Consider the following 24,276-nt stretch of genomic DNA (forward strand, 5'->3'; position numbering starts at 1 on the left):
TAATAATCAATGATTTAAGTGTTTTTCATGCTCTTTATAACTAAATGCGTTTTTACAGCTTATAAAAATTATAAAGCCTGTGTGTTAAATTCATTGACAAGGCGTAAATATTATTGTTGTCAATAAAATGACATATTATTGTCACAATTTATTCATATAAGTGAATAAAATAATTGTGAAATATTTGGAATCTAATGCGAACATATTGCCGAATATTTGTTAACCTTTAACGAAGCTGTTCTTCCAGACAATGATCCGTAACTTTTCTACCTAAGGTAGCGTCATTTTTACAGAGAAAAACTTATCAAAAACGAACTATTACAAAGCGATATAAAATCAACATTGATTAACATGACCATGCCAATGATAGTCGGCATGATTATGTTAATGACTTTTAGTATTGTTGATACTTTCTTTGTTAGTTTAATTGGCACTAACGAACTCGCTGCTATCAGTTTTACATTCCCGGTTACATTTACGGTAATTAGTTTAAATATTGGATTGGGCATTGGCACGTCTGCAGTCATTGGCAAATATCTTGGGGCAGGGGATGATTCTAAAGCAAAAGTGTTAGCAACTGGATCAATTATGCTTGCGACTTTGTTGGTAGGAATACTAAGTGTCTTTGGTTATTTTTCAATTGGTCCTATTTTTTCATTAATGGGCGCTCAAGAAGAATTAATCCCATTAATTTATGATTACATGTCTATATGGTATTTAGCTGGGGTGTTTTTAGCTATTCCAATGGTGGGCAATGCTGTTTTGCGTGCATCTGGCGATACAAAAACACCCAGTATAATAATGGCGCTAGGTGGCGCGATAAACGCAATTTTAGATCCTATTTTGATTTTTGGTTGGTTGGGTTTCCCTGCTTTAGGAATACAAGGTGCGGCAATTGCCACTTGTATAGCATGGGCAGTATGTAGCGTATGGATAATATATTTACTTGCTGTTAAACGACAGTTAATGGAAGCGAAAATCTTAAATTGGCAAGAATTTAGGGCGGCTGCGAATGGAGTATTAACAATTGGTTTGCCAGCAGCTGGCTCCAACATGTTAACGCCTATAACAGCTGCTGTTGTCACTTACATAGTCGCGCAATATGGAGCAGAATCAGTGGCGGCGTGGGGAGTAGGAAATCGCCTGGAATCAATCGCCAGCATTGTAGTTTTAGCACTATCTATGTCTCTGCCTCCATTCATTAGTCAAAACTTTGGTGCCAATCAATATGCTCGAATACAAGCCTCTTATCAGTTGTGTATTAAGTTTGTAATGATTTGGCAGCTAATCATTTTTGCAATACTTGCCTTAAGTTCAAGGTTTATTGCGTCAATATTTGCTGAAGAGCAAGCCGTAGCTGACCTGATTACTTTGTTTTTGTTAATCGTTCCGTTGGGTTATGGTCTGCAAGGTATTGTGATACTCACAAATAGCTCGTTTAATGCTATGCATAAACCCATGATTGCTTTGTGGCTTAGCATAATACGTTTGTTTGTTTGTTATATCCCGATTACCGCGTTAGGAAGTTATTGGTTTGGGCTTGAAGGTTTATTTTGGGGCTGTGTTTTAGCTAATGTGGTAGCGGCAATCGTATCTTTAGTGTGGTTTAAAACATCCATTAGTAAAATTCAAAAACAATCTTGCATAGATAATGCCGACCAAGCAAATAGTATATAAAAAGGATCATTAGTGGCTAAAGGTTTTAAGCTTGAATCAAATTATTCACCAGCCGGTGACCAACCACAGGCGATAGAAAGTCTTATCGATGGCCTACAAAGCGGCTTGGCTAGACAAACGCTGCTTGGTGTTACGGGTTCAGGTAAAACTTTCACCATGGCCAATATCATTGCTAAAGAACAACGACCAACATTAATTATGGCACACAATAAGACCCTCGCCGCCCAACTATATGGAGAGATGAAGGAGTTTTTCCCTAATAATGCGGTAGAGTATTTTGTTTCGTATTACGATTATTATCAGCCTGAAGCGTATGTCCCTAGTACCGATACCTTTATTGAAAAAGACGCATCAATAAATGACCATATTGAGCAAATGCGTTTGTCTGCAACAAAAGCGTTAATGGAGCGAAGGGATGTAATAATTATTGCCTCTGTATCAGCAATATATGGCCTTGGTGATCCAAAAAGCTACATGAAAATGTTGTTGCATCTCAGACAAGGCGACATTATGGATCAACGCGATATACTGCGCCGCTTAGCCGAATTGCAATACAAGCGCAACGACTTGGCTTTTGAGCGTGGTACTTTTAGAGTGCGTGGTGATGTAATTGATATTTTTCCAGCGGATTCAGAGAAGCAAGCGGTGCGTGTACAATTGTTCGATGAAGAAATAGAAAGAATTTCTTTGTTTGATCCACTTACTGGGGCGGTTGAAAAACACGTTATTAGAACAACTGTTTTTCCTAAAACACACTATGTAACACCACGCGAAAAGATTCTGAACGCCATTGACTTTATAAAGAGTGAATTGAAAGAACGTCAATCTGTGCTAAAAGACAATCACAAATTATTAGAAGAACAACGTATATCTCAACGAACACAATTTGATATAGAGATGATGCTTGAGCTTGGTTATTGTTCTGGTATTGAAAATTATTCAAGGTATTTGTCAGGCCGTGCGCCAGGAGAGCCACCGCCAACGCTGCTAGACTATTTCCCTGCAGACGGTTTGTTATTCATTGACGAATCTCATGTAACTGTGTCGCAAATAGGCGCGATGTATAAAGGTGACCGTTCACGCAAAGAAACACTTGTTGAATATGGTTTTAGGTTACCTTCAGCGCTCGATAATAGACCATTAAAGTTTGATGAATTTGAGCAAATTTGCCCACAAACGATTTATGTTTCTGCAACCCCCGGCAATTATGAACTTGAACATACTGCGGGTGATATTGTTGAACAAGTAGTAAGACCGACAGGCTTAATAGATCCTGAAATAGAAGTGCGCCCTGTTGCTACACAAGTTGATGACGTATTGAGTGAAATAGGGCATCGCGTGAAGTTGAATGAGCGTGTGTTAATTACCACATTAACTAAGCGTATGGCAGAAGACCTAACCGAGTATTTGAATGAGCACGGAGTGCGTGTGCGTTATTTGCATTCCGATATTGATACTGTTGAGCGTATAGAAATTATTCGGGACTTACGCTTAGGTAAGTTTGATGTTTTAGTAGGTATCAACTTATTAAGAGAAGGTTTGGATATGCCAGAAGTCTCTTTAGTTGCTATATTGGATGCTGATAAAGAAGGCTTTTTGAGGGCAGAAAAATCGCTTATTCAAACTATTGGTAGGGCAGCAAGGCATTTAAATGGAAGAGCTATTTTATATGGTGATAAAATCACTAAATCGATGAAAAAAGCCATTGATGAAACCGACCGACGTCGGCAAAAACAGCGAGAGTATAATAAGAAACACGGAATTGTGCCGACACAACTGAACAAAGAAATTACAGATATCATGGATTTAGGGGATAGTGCTCACCCTGCGGCAGGAAAGGTCAAGTTGAAAAAGGTATCTGATCAACAAACAGCAACTAAGGCTATGAATGTTAAACAGATGATGGAGCAAGTCACTGTTTTAGAGAAAGAAATGTTTGGATTGGCTCGAGACCTGGAATTTGAAAAAGCTGCAGCCGTGCGCGATAAGGTAGAAGCTCTGCGTAAAGAAATTGTCAAACTATCATAAAATAAAGGCTTTCGGGCCTCTATCATGCCTATACATTAGACACAAACCTGCGTCCCCTCAAAAATAATACACCTCAAAATGTAACAAAAAAATAAAGTTTTAGTTATGAGAAACGATAACTATATTAGATAATCATGCTAGACTCTTGAACGTACGCGATGTTAGCGTCCAAAAATTGCGCGCTGTTCGCTATAAATGGCGGCAAAAGCGTCAATCCTGATTGAGTACTTAGCTGCAAGTGGAAGAAATTGAGGGAAAATAATGCTTAACCGATTACAAGAATCCGATATCAAGTTACTCAGAGTATTTTATGCTGTGGCTTCATGTAATGGCTTTACTGCGGCTGAACCCGTATTAAGGATGCAAAGACCAAATATATCTGCAGCCATCAAGAAATTAGAAGAACGGCTTGACTTGGTGTTATGTCATCGTGGTCGTGGCGGTTTTCAAATGACAAAAGAGGGCGAGGTGGTTTTCCAAGAAACAAAACGCATCTTCAATGCTTTTGATAATTTTGTATTTAACCTTAAATCCTTACATGACGATTATTCTGGTCATATAACTATTGTACTTATGTCTGGTTTAGCCACTTCTATCCAGTTGGCGGTAAGTAAAGCCGTAAAAAGTACAATGAAAAAATTTGATGACATCCATGTCAATTTGCAAACTCGTTTATATAACGAAGTAGAGCATGTGGCGTTATCTGGTGAATGTCACTTGGTACTTTCAACCTATGATATGGTGAAACCTGAATCAGTGACTTTTCACGATGTCGGTGTGAAATGTAAAGGCCGACTGTATTGTGCACCTACTCATCCTCTGGCCAAGTTTAGAGAGTCAGAGCGCTTGCCAGATAACGTTGATATTGAAGAGTATCCTGCAATTGGTATATCAGGATTATCTTCATCAAACTATATTCATGGTGATAAACGCTTATCAATACAAACATTTTCCGACTCATACGAAGTGTGTATGGCTGCCATCATGACAGGCGAATATGTTGGTTTGTTACCCGATTATATAGCTAAGGAACAAGGTGCAGCGACCGGTTTAGTGCCAATCGCTAAAGGAAGCTTGTTTAATTTTGAACATGAATTATTTGTGATGAATGGCAAAAATACTAGGCTTAATCCAGTTTTGCGTCACTGCATTAAAGAAATTGAATATTTCGTGTCAGAAAGTCAAAAATAGAGTTTATTCATAGTCAAGTGGGTCGCTTGCATTGTTTGCCGAGAAAGCTTCAAGCCTTTCCTGACAGGCCCCACATTTACCGCACGCTTTATCGCGTCCATTATAGCAAGTCCAGGTGTCGGCATAATCCAGTTTCATGGCTAGCCCTTGCTTTAAAATTTCAATTTTACTCACTTTTAAAAATGGCGCTCTTACTTCTATGGCTTCATAATTAGCAATTTTACATACTTCATTCATGGCTTGTACAAACTCTGTCCTGCAATCAGGATAAATTGCATGGTCACCAGAATGTGCACCAAAATAGACGGCTTCAGCGCCAATCGACACGGCATATCCTGTCGCCAATGAAAGCAATATCATGTTGCGATTGGGGACGACTGTTTGTTGCATCGAACGTTCTTCGTAATGGCCCTCGGGAACCGCAATGTCATCGGTTAAAGAAGAACCCCCAATTAATTGATTAATACTAGAGATATCGACGATTTTATGCGCAAAATTATGCTTTTTAGCGACATTTTTAGCAAAATCAAGCTCTTTACTATGACGCTGACCATAATTAAATGAAAGTGCAAACACTTCATAACCTTGCTTCAATGCTAAGTGAAGGACTGTATACGAATCCATGCCGCCTGAGTATATAATAACGACTTTTTTCTGGGACTGTGTATTAACCATTAATATTTGTTCAACCTATAAAGAAAAGTGGTGATATTTTAGATCTTTGTAAACTATCAATGCTAGAATCCGCCTAAATTTACTAGCTAGAATTAACTGACCATATCGATATTGGGTGTAGTATATTTGAAAGTGTGGCATTTAGAAAATATAAGTATAGGAAAAACGACCAATGACGGGGCTGCAAGTTAATGAAGTATTTGAAACTATACAAGGCGAAGGTTTTTGGACAGGTACGCCATCTATATTCGTCAGATTACAAGGGTGTCCTGTAGGTTGTCCTTGGTGCGATACAAAGCATACATGGGATTTATTACCCAATAATCTAAGGTCTGTCGATGTAATAATGCAAGAAAATGAAGAATCAGCTTTTTATTTTTCAGCGAGCCCTGAGTCTTTGTTTGCGCTTTTTAAGGACAAGTCGTATACCGCAAAACATATTGTTATTACAGGCGGTGAACCCTGTATGTTTGACTTGGTCCCTTTTACTGAATTAGCTCATAAAAAGGGTTACAGTACTCAGATTGAAACAAGCGGGACATTTTCTATAAGTTGTAGCGAAGAGACGTGGGTAACAGTTTCACCTAAGATAAATATGAAAGCTGGCATGCCTGTGCTTGTTAGCGCTATGCAAAGAGCTAATGAAATTAAGCATCCTGTAGCTATGCAAAAACATATAGATGAGCTAAATGTACTGCTCCAAGAAAGTGATTTAACGCAAGGCAATAACAAGCAAAACGAACAGTCAGCGCTAATATATTTGCAACCAATTAGCCAGCAAGAACGCGCTACACAACTTGCCGTTGATACCTGTATAAAAAATAATTGGCGCCTGTCAGTGCAATTGCATAAGTATATTGGCGTTGAATAATTACATAGTCTGGTTGATACTCTACTATATTCGAAATGCTCATATTGCAGAACAATGAAATCAAATAATAGATTTATAGTGGCGCTTTTCTTAATTTTATCTTCCCCCGCGGTGATGGGCGCCGTGTGGACGATTGTATATCCGCAATCTGAAGTCGACAATGATGAGCGTTATGAGTTTCCATTAGCATTATTAGAACTCTCATTGCAAAAAACGGGTGTGCGTTACCAGTTAGTGCCTTCCTCATCACCTATCACACAAGCAAAATCAATTAAACGCTTGGAAGAAAACCTAGAGATTAATGTGTTATGGTCAATGACTGATTTACAACGAGAATCACAATTAAGAGCGATTAGAATTCCTATAACAAAAGGGCTCATAGGTTGGCGTGTTCTATTAACTCACAAAGACAATCCATTTTTGTTTACTAAAATAGATTCTCAGGCGGACCTTCTTAAATTTTCTCCGGTACAAGGAATCGCTTGGCCAGACACCAAAATCTTACAAGCGAACGGGTTCAATGTCATTACCGCTAGAGACTATATCGAAGCGACTCAGTCTGTAAATTTTCAAGAGGCTGATTTTTTCCCTCGCTCAGTCATCGAAGTGATGAGCGAACTAGAAAATACTTATTCAAAAAATTTTAGACTGAAGAAAAATATTCTTATTCGCTATCCTGCGGCACAATATTTTTTTACTAACAAGAGTAACGTCACGCTAGCGAATTTGTTAAAAACCGGCATGCAACGAGCTATCGCTGATGGCAGTTACGATGAACTCTTTATGAAGCATTATGGCGAAGTATTAGAGCGTTTTAATGTTGAAGGGGCTGACGTCTATTATTTGAGCAACCCCTTGCTGCCTGTACTCACACCAATCGAAGATAAATCGCTCTGGTACAAACCAAATGCATTACCATAAATTATGACGATTATTCTTTGAACTCGCCACTATGAACGGATTTCATTGAACGACCTGATGGGTCAGCAGCAGCTTTAAAACTAGCATCCCATTCCAGTGCTTCCACCGTGCTACAAGCAATCGATTTACCGCCAGGAACGCACTTAGCAGCACTTTCTTGAGGGAAAAAGGTTTCAAACACAGTTCTGTAGTAATACCCTTCTTTTGTGTCGGGGGTATTAATCGGGAAACGAAATTCGGCAGTTGCCAATTGCTGATCGCTAACTTCAGCATCAACAAAATCTCTAATAGAATCAATCCAGGAATACCCTACGCCATCACCAAATTGCTCTTTCTGGCGCCACAACACTTCTGCTGGTAGATAAGTTTCGTCATCAAATGCTTTGCGTAAAATCCATTTTTCCATGCGTCCGTTGATACACATTTTGTCTTGTGGGTTTAAACGCATCGCTACGTCCATGAAATTTTTATCTAAAAAAGGTACTCTTGCTTCTACGCCCCACGCTGACGTTGCTTTGTTAGCTCTTGCACAATCGAACATATGTAATCTGTCTAATTTTCGGACAGTTTCTTCGTGTAGTTCTTTTGCATTGGGCGCTTTGTGGAAGTATAAATAACCGCCAAAAATTTCATCACTACCTTCACCAGAAAGTACCATTTTGATGCCCATAGCCTTAATTTTGCGAGTCATTAAATACATTGGCGTGGCAGCACGAATGGTTGTGGTATCAAAGGTTTCTAAGTGGTAAATAACGTCCTTAATGGCGTCTAAACCTTCTTGTATAGTGAAATGAATTTCATGGTGGACAGTACCTATCATATCGGCGACTTTTTTAGCGGCGATTAGGTCAGGGGCACCTTCAAGACCAACGGCAAAACTGTGTAAACGTGGCCACCACGCATCACTTTGATCACCATCTTCGACTCGTTTTGCTACGTAACGAGCTGCAACTGCCGAAACTAATGAGGAATCTAAACCACCAGATAGTAATACGGCATAAGGCACGTCAGACATCAAATGCGACTTTACAGCCTTTTCAAAAGCGCTTTTCAGATCATCTAGGTTAGTTTGATTATCTTTAACTGCATCATACGACATCCAGTCACGCTGATAATATTTTACTAAATTACCGTTTAACATGTAGTGACCAGGAGGAAATTCTTGCACCGTTTTACATATTGGCACTAATGCCTTCATTTCAGATGCGACATAAAAATTGCCATGTTCATCAAAACCAGTGTAAAGCGGAATAATACCTAGATGATCGCGAGCAACTAAATAATCCCCTGTACTTTTGTCGTAAAGAATAAAAGCAAACATGCCTTCTAATTTATCAACAAATTCGGCACCGTATTGTTGAAACAATGGGATGATGATTTCACAATCAGAGCGCGTAGCAAAATCATAATTGGCGCACTCTTGTGCTGCTAGTTCTTTATGGTTATATATTTCGCCATTAACCGCTAATATTTGCTTACCATTATCACTCACAAGCGGCTGAGCACCTGTGTCGACATCGACAATTGCGAGTCTTTCGTGACATAAAATAGCGTTGTCATCATGCCATATCCCTGACCAGTCAGGACCACGATGACGTAATAATTTTGATAATTCGAGTGCTTTAGGTCTTAATTCACTCGCATTTGATTTGATATCTAAGATACCGAAAATACCGCACATAAAAAGGCTTGCCTCTGTAGTTGATTCAAAGTGACGTTGGTTTTCTGTCGAGAAAGCTTGCTAGACTCAGATGCACCTTTTATTAGCACTAGGCTATTAAAATGACCACGTTTACAGCAGAATTTTATTGTTTTTTTTATTCTATTCTTTCTACACCGTGAATTTGCCACGATCAGGAAAAAAAGCAAGGATTTATTTGGCTTTTATGACCTCCAACTTAAGAAAACAGCATTTTTTGCCATAAAATTAAGTGAAGGTCGTGTTTTTTACAGTAAATTACCTATCGCTGGAATTCGCTGTTAGGGCTCCAAGCAGGCCATTGGTCAGTATTGCTAAGCTGATACCCCACATCAAAAAGAAGTTGAGTATCTTCAAGAACACCACCTAAATCCCATTCGTCACGGTATTTATCGCATACTTGATGATAACATCCAGTTACGATTAAGCTCATGCGCTTGCGATACTTAGCTGTTTCTTCATCAATGGGCTCAGAACCACCTTTCGCATATAGAGCGGGTACACCTAATTTAGCAAAACTAAAGTGATCAGAACGATAATAATATCCAGCTTCAGGTCTATCTTCTTGCGACAAGGTACGGCCTTGTTTGCTTGCCGCTTTTTCTAAGTATTGCTCTAACTCAGATTTACCCATACCAATCACTGAGACATCTTTGGTTTTACCTAATATGTTTTTGGCGTCCATGTTTATATTAGCAACCGTTTTATTAAGAGGGATAATGGGGTTTTCAGCATAAAACTTAGACCCTAATAGGCCTTGTTCTTCTGCAGTTACGATTAACATACTAACCGAACGTTTTGGGTTTTTGTTTAAGTCAGCAAACGCCTTCGCCATGGTGAGGCTAGCAGCAGTGCCTGTCGCATTATCATGAGCACCATTGTATATGTGGTCGTCTTTTCCATTGTTTAAGTCGGTGCCAAGATGGTCCCAATGTGCGGTATAAATTATATGTTCATCGGGTGCTTCAGAACCAGGTAACGTTGCAAAAACATTGTAGCTTTTTGATTTTTTAAATTCATTTTTGACCGTGACAGAAGCCGTCATAGACAAGTCTTTAGCGTATGGACCGTTTTGCGCTTTTGTTTTTTCTTCTTCGAAATTAAGACCTGCTTCGGCAAAGACTTTTGTTGCCGCTTCGTAAGAGATCCATCCTTCTACCGCAACTCTACTGGCACCTGCATCAGGACTCACTAAACCATATTGAGGACCACTCCAACTATTTGACACCACCGACCAGCCATAAGAAGCCGGCTCTGTTTCATGCACAATAAATACGGCCGCTGCGCCTTGCGCACTTGCCTCTTCATATTTGTAACTCCAACGGCCATAGTAGGTCATAGTTTTACCTTGGAATCTGTCACCATCGGGCGCAGCAAAGCCTGGATCGTTGACCAATACAATAACTGTCTTACCTTTAACATCAGCCATAGAATAGTCGTTCCAATCGTACTCAGGCGCATTTACCCCATATCCTAAGAAAACAAGCTCGGAATCTTTTAAATCTATCTGCGCTTGCTCGCGTTTCGAACTTGCGACCATATTTTCTTTATACGCAAAAGTATGGCTACCCATCTGTAGACTCATGTTTTCGTCAGCGCTTATCTGCATTAGGTCTACTTGTTGAAAAAAGCTATCTCCATTCCCGGGTTCAAATCCCACTTTGCTTAGTTCTTCGGTTAAATAATCAAGGGTGAGTTTTTCACCTTCGGTTGCAGGAGCTCTGCCTCCAAATTCGTCCGAAGCTAGCGTTTTAATGTGTGCACGTAATTCGTCTTCACTGATATTGCTATAAACTTCTTCAAAGTTGTCTGATGATGGTGCTTGTGTACAAGCACTAAGCACTAAGCTGCTCGCCAGAAGAGCAAACAAAGTGCTTTTTAATAAAGTGGTTTTTTTGGCAGAAAAGATATTTTTATTCATTATTGTATCCTAGTATTATTTCTTAAGCTGTATGTACTTGGGTTTTGCTGTTATTTGCTACGTCATATGCATTGAGCAAAACCTCAACAATCCCTAACATGCGGCATGAGTATAAGCTATTCAATATTTGAAACAAGGTTAGAGAGCATAAATTCAATCATCATGGCCGGTCAGACATTTAATACGAAAACCTTAATGCATTTTTTCGACAATGAGTGCAAAACATGCCCCTTTAATGCCCTAGAGTCTGTATTAAGCAACAAGCTTAAGCGGCAAATAATTAATTATGCTGAAGAGAATCAGGAAATAAGCGCCGATATATGCATAAACTTGCTTCGACAAGATCTTATCAATGAAACGCCACATAACGAATTTATCGCTCAGGATGTTTTTGAATACGCCAATGAATCATATGAAGCATACATTTATAAATATAAAAAAATTCCAACGAGAAATAATTGGCACGATTTCTTTAATGGTATGATTTGGTTGCAATTTCCAAAAACAAAACAGTATTTTAACCAACAGCATGTTACGGAAATCAAGTCGTCACAAACCAATGCGCTAAATGGACAAAACCGTTCAAATAGCAAAAATCGTTCTGCCATTAGAGACAGACTAACGCACTTTGATGAATGTGGATTAGTACTGTTTACCGACCAAACTTGGCTAGAAAACGCACTTGATAATCATGATTGGCAACAAATTTTCGTTAAAAATAAAGCACTATGGCATAGCCATATTATCCCCGTCGTTTTGGGCCATGCTTTATGGGAAATGTTGCTAAACCCTTTTATTGGTCTGACCGCTAAAGCAACAGTTGTGAGTGTTTCAAGCGAAACGCTAACAACCTTGATTCAAGACAATCAGCAAGTTGGAGATAAGCAGCGACTTCTCAACGTAGACGAAATGTTATTAACACATCTCATTGATAAAAAATTGATTTTTAAGAGGAAGCCATGGAAGCCTCTGCCTTTACTGGGCATTCCGGGATGGTCTAAAAACCAGCAGAATGAAGCATTTTACGCTAACACGGATTACTTTATGCCAAAATCATGTAAGTAAAAACACTCAAAGGCGCATGATTTTTCGTCAGCGCCTTTGAAATTGCCAGTGCTTTATATGGTGTGACGCTTAAGTGGCGGCAAAAATTGCAAATAGTAACCAAATAAAAGCGGTCGGAATAATCGCCACAATAAGAGATTTATTGGCCGAAAAATTAGTCCAAGAGCGCACACAAGTCATTGATAAGTATATTGTCCAAATAACATCTAATCGCACACCATTGAAAAAATTGAACCAATTCGATGACATTTCAATCCCCATAAGATAAGCCACTGACAAGGGTGCCAAAACAGCAGTTGAGAGTTCAGTCCCTTTGTCATGCATGGCAATGATAAGCAAAGCAACTAGTGAGTTAATTAACACAGGCATCGACATCCACCACATGGCACCATACCAATCAGTGTATCCCTGCACACTTTTGTTATCATTACGGGTAACAAGTGTGTAATAAAGCGCTAAAATTAGATTAATAAGTATCGGTGCGATTACACTGAAAATCATACTGGTCAATTGTGTAGAGCCTTGTTGATACATTGACATGACATTTTTCTTCTCAGCAGGACTCGCATCGGGCATAGATGTATTGATAGTGATATCTCGCCACCATTCAAAATCAACTACACCAAAATATAAGTAGGCGGGCAATGACATCACTACAGCAAGCAAAATAAAAGGAACCCACGACCAATTGTCTTTGACCGCTAATGCATCAAAAACACCTTTGGGTTTATAAAATATTTCACTTGCCGCTTGTATTGGGTTGCTTACGCTAAGTTCGACCTTTTCAGATAGTTCAGCCTCAGGTTGTGAATACGCGTTGGTTTCTGTTTCTTTATTTTGATTATTATTAGTTTCATCATGTTGGTCTGACATCAATTTCCCCTAGTAAGCATTCCTGTGTTATACGCCTTAATATACCTGTTTCTAATGCAACTACACAATGAAGATTTGGGCAAAATACATAAATAGAAACACTTTTTATTTGAGAAGATTATTTTTTTAGAAGATTTTGAATAGCAATAAAAGGCGACTTACCTTAAGCTATTCAAAACAATAAAGGATGTGAGCATGATCACCATTGCCCAACTAGCAAAAAAATTCAAAGTTGAAAATCCGAAAAAGCTCAGCGAGCAAGATAAAAAAGATCCTCGCCTTGAAGGTCGATTCTTTCATTCGGTTAAAGATGTCAGTCTAAAATGTGATAAAGGTCAAGTGCTCGGACTACTGGGGCCAAATGGTGCCGGTAAAACAACAACATTACGGATGTTATCGACTGCACTAAAACCGGATTCTGGTAGCATTATCATTGATGATGTTGACGTTGTTAATCAACCTATAATTGCACGTAAAAAGATTGGGTTTTTGTCGGGTTCTACTGGTTTGTATGGTCGTCTTACAGGGCGTGAAAATATTCAATATTTTGGCCGTTTAAATGACATGAGCGAAAGCGCTATTAATGCGCGAATTGATGAAATTGCTGACCAACTCGATATGCATACATTTCTTGACCGTCGTAGCGAAAATTTTTCCACAGGCATGAAACAAAAAACGTCAATTGCGCGAGCGGTTGTCCATAGCCCTGATGTTGTAATACTTGATGAACCCACCACTGGCTTAGATATTATGGCAGCTAAAACGGTTATTGATTTTATAAGAGATTTAAAAACTAAAGGCATTCCAGTCATTTTTTCGACCCATCATTTGGATGAAGTCACAGAGCTCTGTGATCACATTAGCGTTATCGATCATGGTTTAACAACGTTTGATGGTAGTTTAAGCGAATTCACTGCCTTGTCTCCTAACTTACACGAAGCCTTTATGCTTACTCTGCACAGGAATCAAAACTAATGTGGTTAATCTATAAAAAAGAATTGTTGGAACTAGTTCGTGACCGTAAAACTGTATTCTTTATGATTGCGTTACCTGTATTGATTTTCCCCATTATTTTTGGTGGCATGATATACGTTACCAACGAGGTACAATCTGAAGCTCAAACAAAAACACTGCGTTTTGCTATTTCTGGTGAGCAGTATGGTCGCGATTTGGCAGCGCAGTTAACTGATGTAGAGACGCTTGAATTAATCAGCCTAAGCGAAGACATTAGTGACGAAGAAAACGCTAAAAAAGCGGTTAAAGATGGCTTGGTCGATTTTATTGTGCAAATCCCAAGTAACTATGGCAACGACGTGATTAATAGCGGTCAAATTGTACTAAAAATTGTGTTGAACGATGCTCAAGTTAATAGGGCTCAATCGAGAGTTCGCGATATAACCGATGTGATCGAAGAAACTAACCAACGTGCAGCATTTGCTTCCTTAGGCGTGAATGAAGATATTCAAAAAGCCCTGATCAATCCAATTTTAGTTGAAAAGGTTAATGTGGCAGATGATCGTGAGCAAGCGGGTTCTGTCATCGGTGGCTTTGTCCCTTATATGGTGTTCATTTTATGTTTGTCCGGTGCAATGTTACCAGCTGCAGACATAGGTGCAGGAGAAAAAGAAAGAGGAACATTAGAAACCTTATTACTCTCACCTATTGATCGTGTTCAAATTGTTTTGGCAAAATTTTTAACCATCGCTACTGCGGGGGCAACCACAGCTCTGATCACCATAACGAGTTTCGCAGCCTGGGGTCTGGGTGCAGCCTCAATGGCAGATATTAACATTTTGACAGAGTTTATGGCCGCGATTGACTGGGTTGACTTTGTTTTGATTTTCTTAATGTTAGTGCCCGTGGTGGCAACGTTTGCCGCCGTTTTACTGGCCTTGTCAATATACGCTCGTTCATTTAAAGAAGCCCAAGGTTATATGAACCCTATGATGATATTTGTCATTATTCCAGTGGTAATTGCACTCATTCCCGGCATTGAATTAAAAGGCGTATGGGCATGGATACCATTGACGAATGTGGCCCTAGCGATAAAAGAACTGATCAAAGGGACAATGGATTATGTGCAATTAGTTGCTATATTTGGTTCTTCGGTTATTTTGGCGGGAGCTCTTTTAGCATTTTGCGTTTATTGGTTCAACCAAGAGAAAGTGTTATTTAGATAAGCCGCAAGTACTTATTAGGGCCATACTGTTGTAATATGACAAAAACGAACGTTAAGGGTGTTGCTGCTTTTTTTGCCAATGATGGCCCTTTGGCAAAAGCGCTAGACGATTATCAAGTTAGAGAGCAACAACTCGACCTATCTAAAGCAATTGAAGAGACTATCAACGATAAGGCTGTGCTTGTTGCAGAAGCAGGCACTGGTACTGGCAAAACCTTTGCTTACCTTGCGCCGGCATTGCAATCAAACAAAAAAGTTATCATATCTACTGGGACAAAAAACCTTCAAGAACAGCTATACCAAAGAGACCTTCCGCAAGTCAAACAAATGTTAAATCAAGAAAAACAAACGGCATTATTAAAAGGCAGAAGCAACTACCTTTGCCTGCATCGGACTAAAATAAACGAAGTGTCAGAAAGAGGTCTAGATAAGGACGTTTTAAATGAATTTAAAACAGTCATGAAATGGGCTAATGGCACCAAAACAGGCGACATGAGTGACTTAAATTTGCTAAAAGAGGACGCAAAAGTGTTACCGCTTGTGACCTCTACCATCGACAATTGTTTAGGCAAAGACTGTTCTTATTTTGAAGATTGTTTTTTAGTTAAAGCACGTCAAAAGGCTATGATGGCTGATATTGTGGTGGTAAATCATCACCTGTTTTTCGCCGATTTAGCGCTAAAAGAACAAGGTTTTGGTGAGCTTATCCCTAATGTAGAAACCGTTATCTTTGATGAGGCGCATTTAATTCCTGATATTGCGAGCGAATATTTTGGTGAAAATTTGTCAACGAGACAGTTAAATGATCTACTCAAAGATCTTAGTAAATTGCAAAAAGTACAGCTAAAAGATGCCAATCAATTGTCTGAATGCGCGCAGAAGTGCTTATATGCCGTAGCCGATTTTAGAGCGTTATTTGGGCAAGACCCTGAAAGAGGAAACTGGACGCAAGTATTAAAACGGCCAGATATCAAAAAACAAATTACTTTGTTGTCTGACGAATTGAACAAGCTAAATCAAGTAGCACAACTAAATATTGGCCGAGACAAAGACATTGATACGCTAATAGAAAAGCTAAATACCTTTGATGAGCGATTAAATTTATTTTTGCGGGATGACCACAAAGATGTAAGCCTATGGTACGAAACTAGCAAATACCATGCTATCTTACATTTAACCCCGCTTAGTATTGCCGCACAATTTAATAAAGTGACTCAATCTAGAGATACTAGTTGGGTTTTCACGTCAGCAACCTTAGCAATAGATGGCGATTTTTCCCATTATCAAGGCTTAATGGGTTTAGAAACAGCTACAACAAAATGTTTTGATAGCCCCTTTAACTACCAGCAACAAGCGATGTTATGTGTGCCAAGGTATTTACCTGAACCTAATCACAAAGATATGAAAAAAGCCTTAATAAATATTTGTATTAGCTTAATCGAAGCGGCAAAAGGGCGCAGTTTCATGTTGTTTACCAGTCATCACATGATGCGTCTTGTCGCTGAAGCTGTATCTGAAGAAATTGAGAATGCGGTATTTGTGCAGGGTGAACGTTCAAAATCAATGCTGCTGAAAGACTACTTGGCCGATAGTAAAAGTGTGTTATTCGCAACGGGCGCGTTTTGGGAAGGAGTGGACGTAAAAGGCGATGATTTGCTATGCGTATTAATCGATAAGTTGCCTTTTGCTTCGCCCGATGACCCTTTGTTACAAGCCAGATTGGATGATTGCCGAAAGCAAGGTGGAGCGCCTTTTTTTGATATTCAAATTCCTCAAGCAGTCATCGCTTTAAAGCAAGGCGCAGGGCGGCTTATAAGAGATTTTAATGACAAAGGGGTCTTGGTTATATGTGATAATCGTCTGGTAACTAAAGCATATGGAAGTAAATTTTTGGCTAGTTTACCGCCAATGAAAAAAACCCGAGACTTGAAAATAGTAGAAGATTTTCTGTCTTCTATTGATTAAGTAAGATTAAGCACTACTATTTAGACTAATTCAGCGTCAAATAAGACGAAAGGCACTCTAATCAAGTAATGAAACGATTGGTAATAAAATGAATATTCTAGCGATAGATACCGCAACAGAGGCATGCAGTGTCGCCTTATCTATTGGGAGTAATACTGACTCTATATTCGACATATGCCCACAACAACATAGTCAGCAAATATTGCCTATGCTAGACACAATACTTATGCGCAATAACATTAAAATAGCTGATCTAGATGCTATTGCTTATGGCAGAGGACCTGGCAGTTTCACAGGTGTAAGAATAGCGGCAAGCACGGTACAGGGCTTAGCATTAGGTAGTAATTTACCGGTTATCGAAGTGTCTACCTTAGCAACACTGGCGCAGCAGAATTATGACGAATATCGACTTGAGTCTACTCTAGCCTTGATAGATGCAAGAATGAAGGAAGTATATGCGGGGAGCTTCACAATTGTTAACGGTATTGCAACAACAAATGGTAATGAAACCGTTATAGACCCTCAGCTTGCTTTGAATATGTACACACAACACAAACCATTGGGTATTGCGGGCACTGGTTTTGAGGCCTATGCAGATATATTCTCTGGATATATAGACACCTTGCCAAAGGTAATGTTTCCAAACGCATTACATATGCTACCATTAGCTCAGTATCAGTTTAATCGTGATCAAGTGACCAATGCTAAGAACATTGAACCTGTTTATGTACGGGATAAAGTCACCTGGCAAAAACTGCCAAATCGAAGATAAACGGAGAGTTCATGTCAATAGTTAATCCCTTAAATAACGCTGTGATTATAAATCAACATGAAAATAACTTTTCGTATGCGCAAAAAAAGCAAGGCTCGTTAGAGAAAGAGCATCAAGCAACGGTAATTGAAGCTGATTATGTTAGAGGTGGTGGCGAGAAAGCGCATAAACAAGCAGACGAATTGCTCGAACGAGCGAACAGCTATGTTGAATCTTCGTATAAACTTCCTTTTACGGTCAAGCAAAGTTTACAAGCATACACTTCATTGGATATTTCACAGCGACAAGAAGCCCTCAGTAATTTGATGGGCGTCGACTTTTATGCTTAAATCAATGAACTAGACAGCAGACCAGTTGTCGTAGCTTAAGACCGGTAATATCCGGTGCCGCAAAATACGGAGATTTTCAGATGAAATTACTTAGTATCCTAATTCCGTTCACCCTCTTAATTGGTGGGTGCTCAATGACGCCAGAAAACATAGAGGTCGCAGAAGTCGACAAACTTGTAACTTATGTTGACAGTAAGCAAAGTGATTTAGCGGGTAGGAAGGCGCGTTGGGGCGGCAAAATTGTGAGTGTCGAAAATAAAAAAGATGTCTCTGAAATCGAAATAGTCTATTTCCCTGAGGCACGTTCAGGCAAGCCTCGCACAGGTGAGCCAAGCGAAGGACGCTTTAAGGCGGTTGTGACTGGCTTTGTCGACCCATTAGTATTTGAAGAAGGGCGTCTAATTACTGTTGTTGGTGAAGTGGGCACTACTAGTGTAGGAATAATTGGCGAACAGGAATATCAATATCCGGTATTAAATGCAGTTGGCTATCATATGTGGAAAGAAACTTCGGATGTTCGCGTCGAAAGCTTTGCATTCTCTCCTTTTGGCTTTCATTATGGCTTCAATCGAGGATTTTATAACCCTTGGTATTCGCCATGGCATAATAGTCATTTGCGTCAACGTTTAAGAGTCACCAAACATAATGGTCATTCTCAAGGCGGAGTAGTCACGAGAAGCAACTCAAACAGTAGTGTTTCCGCTACTTCTCGTTCTGGGCGAACAACATCTTCTGGTGTTCGGAACCAAAGTAACAGACCAAAAGACGAACGTTAATTGATAAAAGAATCTATTGTAGCGTTGCCCCACACAAAATTGGCGACGCTACAAAACGACTTAACAAATGCTGATACTACCCTCATATTTGTGCATGGTTACTTAGATAATGCTAACAGTTTTTTGCCCATGCTACCGTTTTTTACCGACGTTAATTGGATAGCGGTAGATTTTGCAGGCCATGGGAAGTCCCAGCATCGTAGTTCTGACGCGCATTATCACTTACTCGATTATGTGTTCGACCTGGCATCCTTAATAGAGCATCTAGCATTAAGCAATGTTGTCTTAGTGGGGCATTCTTTGGGAGCTATTGTCAGTAGTATAGTTGCGAGTACCCAAGCGAGCTATTTAAAGGGCTTTATTGCCATTGAATCTATGGGACCTTTGAGTGAACCTGAGCATACTTCAGCACAACAAATTTCAGCAAGTATTCAAAGTCGATTTAAAGCGCAAAAAGCCATAAGACAACCCAATAGCCTTAAAGATATTGTCAAGGCACGTTGTGGAGTCAGTGACCTGAATCCTCATAATGCTGAGCTTATTATGCGACGCAATCTAAACATCAACGCTGATGGATCTGTAGAATGGCGCAGCGATAAACGCTTACGTACCTTGTCTCCGCTAAGGCTAACCGAAGGTCAAGCGCTAAATATCCTAGATTCAATTACATGTCCTAGGGCTGTTATTTTAGGTGATCAGGGCTTTGAAAAAGTAAAAGCAGGCATTGATAAGAGAAAAGCACAATTCAAAGGTGTGCCATTGTACACTTTTGCAGGCGGACACCATGTACATATGGATTCTGCTAAAGAGATAGCGCTAAAAATTAACACTATTATTAATAACTATTAGTGATAAGCATAATACATAACAAGCGACGCTGATTCGCTTGTGTGTCTGTGTTACTATTAAAAAGAATTTTCCCTAACTCATAGCTTGTTCACGTGATTCATAAGTAAGCTAACTAAATTAAAAGACAGTCTATTGCATTCTTACCAACATATTACAGACTATCAGTATATTGATACTAAAGCCGACCTCAATAAAGCATGTAAAAAGCTCGCTGATAAGGCTGTGATTGCTTTCGATACTGAATTTGTGAGGACTCAAACATTAAATCCATTACTAGGTTTGATTCAGGTATTCGACGGTGAAACGGTTTATTTAATTGATCCGGTTGCCATTTCTGATTTAAGTGAATTTTCCAAAATACTGGAACAAACCGATATTATTAAAATAGCTCATTCTTGTTCAGAAGATTTGGAAACTCTGCTACACCATTTGAATGTAATTCCACAACCCATTTTTGATACACAATTTGCGGCTGCACTTTTAGGTCTCGGTGTGTCGGTAGGCTATGCTAATTTAGTAGAAAGCGTTTTTAATATTAAAGTTGATAAGGGTGAATCAAGAACAGATTGGTTGCAGCGCCCTTTAAGCAATGCTCAATGCGATTATGCTCTTGCAGATGTCACTCATCTTTTAGCACTTTACGAACACATGCTTGTGCCAATTGAAGAACAAAATAAACTAACTTGGGTGTATGACGAGATTGCTCATCTTGCAGCAAAAAAGCAAGCTGTATATCCTGCAGAATTAGCTTATTTAAGCGTAAAGAATAATTGGAAGTTGCGGCATAAACATCTTGCTTGTTTGCAAAAATTAGCAGAGTGGCGCATGCAAACTGCTCGCAGAGAAGATAAACCACTATCATTTGTATTGAAAGAGACAGCATTAATAGAACTGGCCTACAAGATTCCTCAGGCGAATCCACAACTATTTGAGTGCCAGCATTTATATTCTAAGCCGGCTAAATTATATGGTGATAGTATTTTAAAAATATGCCGCAGTGTCATTGATGCACCTGATGAAGCTATGCCCAAAAGAGTACAGAGACTCACCGAATTTAGAGACTATAAGCAGGCGCTTGAAAAGCTAAAAGCGCTTACAGAACAAATATCACATGAACATTCAATACCTACCACACTTTTCGCTTCTAAAAAGCAACTCAATCAGGTCTTAAAGTGGTGTTGGTTTGACTTAGACGAACTAGAAGCACAGGCCTTAAAACCTGATCTACTCTGTTCTTGGCGTTACAATTTATTAAACCCTTTTATACCACAACTATCAGCATTTTTAACGGGTTCACATGAAGTTAAGCGTAGTATATAAATCAAAACGTAAAGCGGATACTTATTTATATGTAGAGAAAAAAAATGCATTTGATAGGGTACCTGAAGTTTTATTAAAGCAGTTTGGCCCGCCTGTATTTGTTATGTATTTAGCGATTGAAAAGCATAAAAAAGTAGCGGGAATAGATTCACAGTCTTTCGTGACCAGCATAAAAGATAAAGGCTACTATTTACAAATGCCTCCGGCTCAGAAAAACCTGCTAAAAACCCACCGGAGTGAGTTAGGTTTGGACGCAAATATACCAACTCGTGAAAGAGACGAGTAATGAAAGACAAAAAGAAAAGCCCTTATAGTAAAGAATTAATCGATTCGCAATTTTGGCTCAATACACCCTTAAGTGAAATGTCTGACAGCCAATGGGAAGCTATATGCGACGGTTGTGCAAGGTGTTGCTTGCATAAGTTTATTGAAGATGAAAGTATTGATGGAGACTTTGAGCCAACAGAACGCTTACAAGATGGTGAAGAAATTCTTTATACCAACATAAGCTGTTACTTGCTCAACGATAAAAATTGTATGTGCACTCAATATGATAAACGTTCTGAACTTGTTCCCGATTGTGTCAGCCTAACCAAAGATAATTTAAAAGATATTTTCTTTATGCCTCCATCTTGTAGCTATCGTCGTTTACAAGAGGGTAAAGGATTGGCAAATTGGCATCCACTCTTAAACAAGGGCAAAAAAGCTCAAATGCATCAATTGGGCATTAGTGTGCGTAATCGAGTAATTTCAGAAGCACAAATTGACCTTCATGATTTTGAAAACTACATTGTGCATTGGCCATCTCAAGATATTGAAGAATGACAAGCTAGATTCGTCAAATACCCATATGCGGAGGTATATATGCAAAAAACTAAAATGAACATAGGGAATCAATCTATTAATGTGTCCCGAGCATTAGTTGTTTGGTTTTTAGCACTTATTTTAACAGCTTGCATTAGCAAAGAAGCGCAATACAGTGATCAACAAAAACGAATGTTAAGATGTGACCAATATATCGGCCAATCACGTGACGAATGTTTGAATGGCATGACTGTGACTATTGAAGACTATAAGCAAGACTGGCGAGAATTTGAAAGAGATGAAGCTAAGCGAGAAGCAGAAGCGAATAAGGAGCTCGAAAAAAACTTAAAAACTGAGCAAACACAGAATGAAAAAGTTAATTTGAGCGAAGAAAGTAAACAAAAGCAAATAGACTAAATTTGTTCTAATGCTGACATGACATCATTTAATAAATCTTCGGCCCGCTCACAACCCACACTAAACCGAATAACCCCATCTGCAATATCATCTGTCCCCCAGCGAGCCCGACGTTCGGCCGTACTATGCACGCCACCAAAACTTGTCGCTTCATAGACCAGTTTACAAGCCCTTAAAAAAGAATCTGCCGCATGCTGATTGGCCAATTCAAAACTCACAATAAAGCCAAAGTACTGCTGTTGTATTTTTGCGTTGGAATAGGAAGGGTCGTTTTTTAGTCCAGGGTAACGCACAGACAAAACTTTTTCGTGTTCAGCTAGTAAAGTGGCAAGCGCTAAAGCGTTATTGCACATTCGCTCTAGTCGAACATCTAGGGTTGATAAACTTCTGTGAACAAGCCATGTTTCCATTGGGCCAGGGATATTGCCCGAATATTTTCGCCACTCTCGAATTTTTTCGCTAATTGCATACTCTTTGCAAGTAACATGACCAAATAATACATCACTTTGTCCATTAACCGCTTTTGTGTCTGCAGACATAGTAATATCAGCGCCCAACAGGAGTGGTGCTTGTCCCAAAAAAGTAAGGGTAGTGTTATCAATAGCTAATAAACCGCCGTGTTGGTGTAATTTAGTCGCTGCCAAATGTACATTAAAAGTATCTAGCATAGGGTTACTGGGTGTTTCTAATAAGGCAAGATCTATCCCAGAGAAATCATATTCATCTATTTTTGCAGTCTCTACCGTTTTTAAATGAATACCAAACTTTACTAAATACTGCTGAGCATAATAACGAACCGGCGCATATCCGTCAGCAGGCAATAATATAGTATCGCCTGGTGAAACTAAACTAGTCAAAATGGCTGCGGCAGCGGACATTCCAGACGGAAATATTACCGTTTCACCGCCTTCTAATTTAGCAAACGCTTTTTCCAAACTATCCCATGTTGGTTGGCCAAAACGACCATATTGGTAGGTATTGGCTTCTACATCGCCTTGCAAATGGAAGGTACTGGCAAACTGTGGGCCAGGTTTAAACGCCTGACCATTTTCGGGTTTAGGCGAGCCTGCATTAATAATGCGCGAGGCCAAAGAGGGTTTTTGAGCCATGATTTGTATCTCTAAGAATTATCCATAAATAGGATAGCACATTGTGGATACCTGCATATATTTGCCATTCCTGCTAATGCCAATATAGAAGCTTTTTTTGAGCATAAAAAAACCCAATCGCGAGATTGGGCTATTTGTACATCAATCGCTAAGCATTTATTGTTAGCATTTATCTGTGCTTTGACCTAACTTTTCAGCTGCTTCGATGCATTTTTCTTTTAACTTAGCGGCTGCATCTTCTTCGGCTGTTTCAGCTTTTTGCTCAGCTTCTTTCATTGCAGAGTCTGCGTCTTCTTTTATCGCTTCTACTTTGTCTTCGCCCTCAGCTAGCATATCCTCAGATTTAGCTTCAACATCTGTTGCTGCTTCCATTGTCTCTTGTTTTGCATCCTCAGTTGACGCTTCTTGTTTTTCTGCGCACCCAACTAAACCAATTGTCACGGCTAGCATTATCATTAGTAATGGATTCTTAATTTTCATTCTTGTTTTCCTATTGTGAATAAATCTTTCGGGCACTTAACATACTCCTAAAAATACGATAAAGCTAACACAGATTTCAAAATAAAAATTATTTTAATAATTCGTGGTCATCGGGCAACTGTTTCATAATCCAAACGACCAAACGATGTTTTAAGCTGGCCAAATCTTCTTTGTCTTGAGGAAGGGGGGTAATAAGTTTGTCGAGAACCAATAACCTATACAAACTTTCTACTTTATGTTTTGCTGAGTCAGACGGTGAAAAAGCTTTATACCCTCTCTTCTGCGCGTATGTTTCTGCAACGGTGAGTGCTTTTCTAAGTAAGGCATTTTCGTTTTTAATTTTTTTCATAGGAAA

General features: G+C 39.2%; 24 protein-coding genes. 17 read left to right on the forward strand and 7 right to left on the reverse strand.

Annotated elements, in window-relative coordinates; translation table 11 throughout:
* Nucleotides 1-303: 303 nt before the first annotated feature.
* The 3 genes from RM552_RS03590 to RM552_RS03600 all read left to right on the forward strand — a co-directional run bounded on the left by RM552_RS03590 (nucleotide 304) and on the right by RM552_RS03600 (nucleotide 4,896).
* A complete protein-coding gene (locus tag RM552_RS03590) occupies nucleotides 304-1,677 on the forward strand; it encodes an MATE family efflux transporter (RefSeq protein ID WP_489753036.1) in 1,374 nt (457 codons plus the stop codon).
* A gap of 12 nt (nucleotides 1,678-1,689) precedes the next feature.
* Nucleotides 1,690-3,705 (forward strand): excinuclease ABC subunit UvrB, encoded by a 2,016-nt coding sequence (gene uvrB / locus RM552_RS03595; protein WP_311367417.1) that lies wholly within the window; start codon nucleotides 1,690-1,692, stop codon nucleotides 3,703-3,705.
* A gap of 261 nt (nucleotides 3,706-3,966) precedes the next feature.
* Nucleotides 3,967-4,896, forward strand: coding sequence for a LysR family transcriptional regulator (locus tag RM552_RS03600; protein WP_311367418.1), 930 nt, complete (start codon nucleotides 3,967-3,969; stop codon nucleotides 4,894-4,896).
* Between the two features lie 3 nt (nucleotides 4,897-4,899).
* Here RM552_RS03600 and queC read toward each other — a convergent pair whose 3' ends face one another.
* Nucleotides 4,900-5,571, reverse strand: coding sequence for a 7-cyano-7-deazaguanine synthase QueC (gene queC, locus RM552_RS03605; protein WP_311367419.1), 672 nt, complete (start codon nucleotides 5,569-5,571; stop codon nucleotides 4,900-4,902).
* A 172-nt stretch (nucleotides 5,572-5,743) separates the two neighbouring features.
* Here queC and queE point away from each other — a divergent pair, with 172 nt between their 5' ends.
* Both queE and RM552_RS03615 read left to right on the forward strand, forming a co-directional pair.
* Nucleotides 5,744-6,442, forward strand: coding sequence for a 7-carboxy-7-deazaguanine synthase QueE (gene queE / locus RM552_RS03610; protein ID WP_311367420.1), 699 nt, complete (start codon nucleotides 5,744-5,746; stop codon nucleotides 6,440-6,442).
* Between the two features lie 54 nt (nucleotides 6,443-6,496).
* The gene (locus tag RM552_RS03615) at nucleotides 6,497-7,363 is read left to right on the forward strand and encodes an amino acid ABC transporter substrate-binding protein (RefSeq protein WP_311367421.1); all 867 of its coding nucleotides are present in this window, start codon (nucleotides 6,497-6,499) and stop codon (nucleotides 7,361-7,363) included.
* A 10-nt stretch (nucleotides 7,364-7,373) separates the two neighbouring features.
* Here RM552_RS03615 and asnB read toward each other — a convergent pair whose 3' ends face one another.
* A complete protein-coding gene (asnB, locus tag RM552_RS03620) occupies nucleotides 7,374-9,044 on the reverse strand; it encodes an asparagine synthase B (RefSeq protein ID WP_311367422.1) in 1,671 nt (556 codons plus the stop codon).
* 280 nt (nucleotides 9,045-9,324) lie between these two features.
* Nucleotides 9,325-10,983: a M28 family metallopeptidase gene (locus RM552_RS03625; protein WP_311367423.1), complete on the reverse strand. Its 1,659-nt coding sequence runs from the start codon at nucleotides 10,981-10,983 to the stop codon at nucleotides 9,325-9,327.
* Nucleotides 10,984-11,145: 162 nt separating this feature from the next.
* On the opposite strand from RM552_RS03625, the gene RM552_RS03630 reads away from it, so the two are divergent.
* On the forward strand, nucleotides 11,146-12,048 hold the full coding sequence (locus RM552_RS03630; protein WP_311367424.1) for a DUF3025 domain-containing protein: 903 nt from the start codon (nucleotides 11,146-11,148) through the stop codon (nucleotides 12,046-12,048).
* 69 nt (nucleotides 12,049-12,117) lie between these two features.
* Here RM552_RS03630 and RM552_RS03635 read toward each other — a convergent pair whose 3' ends face one another.
* Nucleotides 12,118-12,921, reverse strand: a complete 804-nt coding sequence (locus RM552_RS03635) for a Yip1 family protein (RefSeq protein ID WP_311367425.1) — start codon at nucleotides 12,919-12,921, stop codon at nucleotides 12,118-12,120.
* A 195-nt stretch (nucleotides 12,922-13,116) separates the two neighbouring features.
* On the opposite strand from RM552_RS03635, the gene RM552_RS03640 reads away from it, so the two are divergent.
* The 11 genes from RM552_RS03640 (at nucleotide 13,117) to RM552_RS03690 (ending at nucleotide 22,332) form a co-directional block, all read left to right on the forward strand.
* On the forward strand, nucleotides 13,117-13,896 hold the full coding sequence (locus RM552_RS03640) for an ATP-binding cassette domain-containing protein (RefSeq protein WP_311367426.1): 780 nt from the start codon (nucleotides 13,117-13,119) through the stop codon (nucleotides 13,894-13,896).
* Nucleotides 13,896-15,101 carry an ABC transporter permease gene (locus RM552_RS03645; RefSeq protein ID WP_311367427.1) on the forward strand — a complete coding sequence of 402 codons (1,206 nt, stop codon included), beginning with the start codon at nucleotides 13,896-13,898 and terminating at the stop codon, nucleotides 15,099-15,101. Before RM552_RS03640 ends, RM552_RS03645 begins: the two co-directional genes overlap by 1 nt.
* 35 nt (nucleotides 15,102-15,136) lie before the next feature.
* The gene (yoaA, locus tag RM552_RS03650; RefSeq protein ID WP_311367428.1) at nucleotides 15,137-17,065 is read left to right on the forward strand and encodes a DNA repair helicase YoaA; all 1,929 of its coding nucleotides are present in this window, start codon (nucleotides 15,137-15,139) and stop codon (nucleotides 17,063-17,065) included.
* A gap of 88 nt (nucleotides 17,066-17,153) precedes the next feature.
* Entirely contained in the window at nucleotides 17,154-17,837 is a 684-nt protein-coding gene (gene tsaB, locus RM552_RS03655) for a tRNA (adenosine(37)-N6)-threonylcarbamoyltransferase complex dimerization subunit type 1 TsaB (RefSeq protein WP_311367429.1), read from the forward strand.
* Nucleotides 17,838-17,848: 11 nt separating this feature from the next.
* Nucleotides 17,849-18,166 carry a hypothetical protein gene (locus tag RM552_RS03660; RefSeq protein WP_311367430.1) on the forward strand — a complete coding sequence of 106 codons (318 nt, stop codon included), beginning with the start codon at nucleotides 17,849-17,851 and terminating at the stop codon, nucleotides 18,164-18,166.
* Nucleotides 18,167-18,246: 80 nt separating this feature from the next.
* Nucleotides 18,247-18,942 carry a Slp family lipoprotein gene (locus tag RM552_RS03665; RefSeq protein WP_311367431.1) on the forward strand — a complete coding sequence of 232 codons (696 nt, stop codon included), beginning with the start codon at nucleotides 18,247-18,249 and terminating at the stop codon, nucleotides 18,940-18,942.
* Complete coding sequence (locus RM552_RS03670; RefSeq protein ID WP_311367432.1) at nucleotides 18,943-19,791, forward strand: alpha/beta hydrolase; 849 nt, start codon at nucleotides 18,943-18,945, stop codon at nucleotides 19,789-19,791.
* A 132-nt stretch (nucleotides 19,792-19,923) separates the two neighbouring features.
* Nucleotides 19,924-21,111 (forward strand): ribonuclease D, encoded by a 1,188-nt coding sequence (rnd, locus tag RM552_RS03675; RefSeq protein ID WP_311367433.1) that lies wholly within the window; start codon nucleotides 19,924-19,926, stop codon nucleotides 21,109-21,111.
* Nucleotides 21,089-21,397: a YcgL domain-containing protein gene (locus RM552_RS03680; RefSeq protein ID WP_311367434.1), complete on the forward strand. Its 309-nt coding sequence runs from the start codon at nucleotides 21,089-21,091 to the stop codon at nucleotides 21,395-21,397. Before rnd ends, RM552_RS03680 begins: the two co-directional genes overlap by 23 nt.
* Nucleotides 21,397-21,936, forward strand: a complete 540-nt coding sequence (locus tag RM552_RS03685) for a YcgN family cysteine cluster protein (RefSeq protein ID WP_311367435.1) — start codon at nucleotides 21,397-21,399, stop codon at nucleotides 21,934-21,936. The genes RM552_RS03680 and RM552_RS03685 overlap by 1 nt, the downstream gene beginning before the upstream one ends.
* Nucleotides 21,937-21,975: 39 nt before the next feature.
* On the forward strand, nucleotides 21,976-22,332 hold the full coding sequence (locus RM552_RS03690; protein ID WP_311367436.1) for a hypothetical protein: 357 nt from the start codon (nucleotides 21,976-21,978) through the stop codon (nucleotides 22,330-22,332).
* On the opposite strand, the gene RM552_RS03695 is transcribed toward RM552_RS03690, so the two are convergent.
* From RM552_RS03695 to RM552_RS03705, 3 genes are all read right to left on the reverse strand, one after another.
* Nucleotides 22,329-23,441 (reverse strand): cystathionine gamma-lyase, encoded by a 1,113-nt coding sequence (locus tag RM552_RS03695; protein ID WP_311367437.1) that lies wholly within the window; start codon nucleotides 23,439-23,441, stop codon nucleotides 22,329-22,331. The two genes, RM552_RS03690 and RM552_RS03695, sit on opposite strands and share 4 nt — an antisense overlap.
* Before the next feature lie 162 nt (nucleotides 23,442-23,603).
* Nucleotides 23,604-23,921: a hypothetical protein gene (locus RM552_RS03700; RefSeq protein WP_311367438.1), complete on the reverse strand. Its 318-nt coding sequence runs from the start codon at nucleotides 23,919-23,921 to the stop codon at nucleotides 23,604-23,606.
* Nucleotides 23,922-24,009: 88 nt separating this feature from the next.
* Nucleotides 24,010-24,270, reverse strand: coding sequence for a DUF5062 family protein (locus tag RM552_RS03705; RefSeq protein WP_311367439.1), 261 nt, complete (start codon nucleotides 24,268-24,270; stop codon nucleotides 24,010-24,012).
* Nucleotides 24,271-24,276 lie beyond the last annotated feature (6 nt).

The sequence above is a fragment of the Glaciecola petra genome (genome assembly GCF_031846345.1).
Classification (GTDB): domain Bacteria; phylum Pseudomonadota; class Gammaproteobacteria; order Enterobacterales; family Alteromonadaceae; genus Glaciecola; species Glaciecola petra.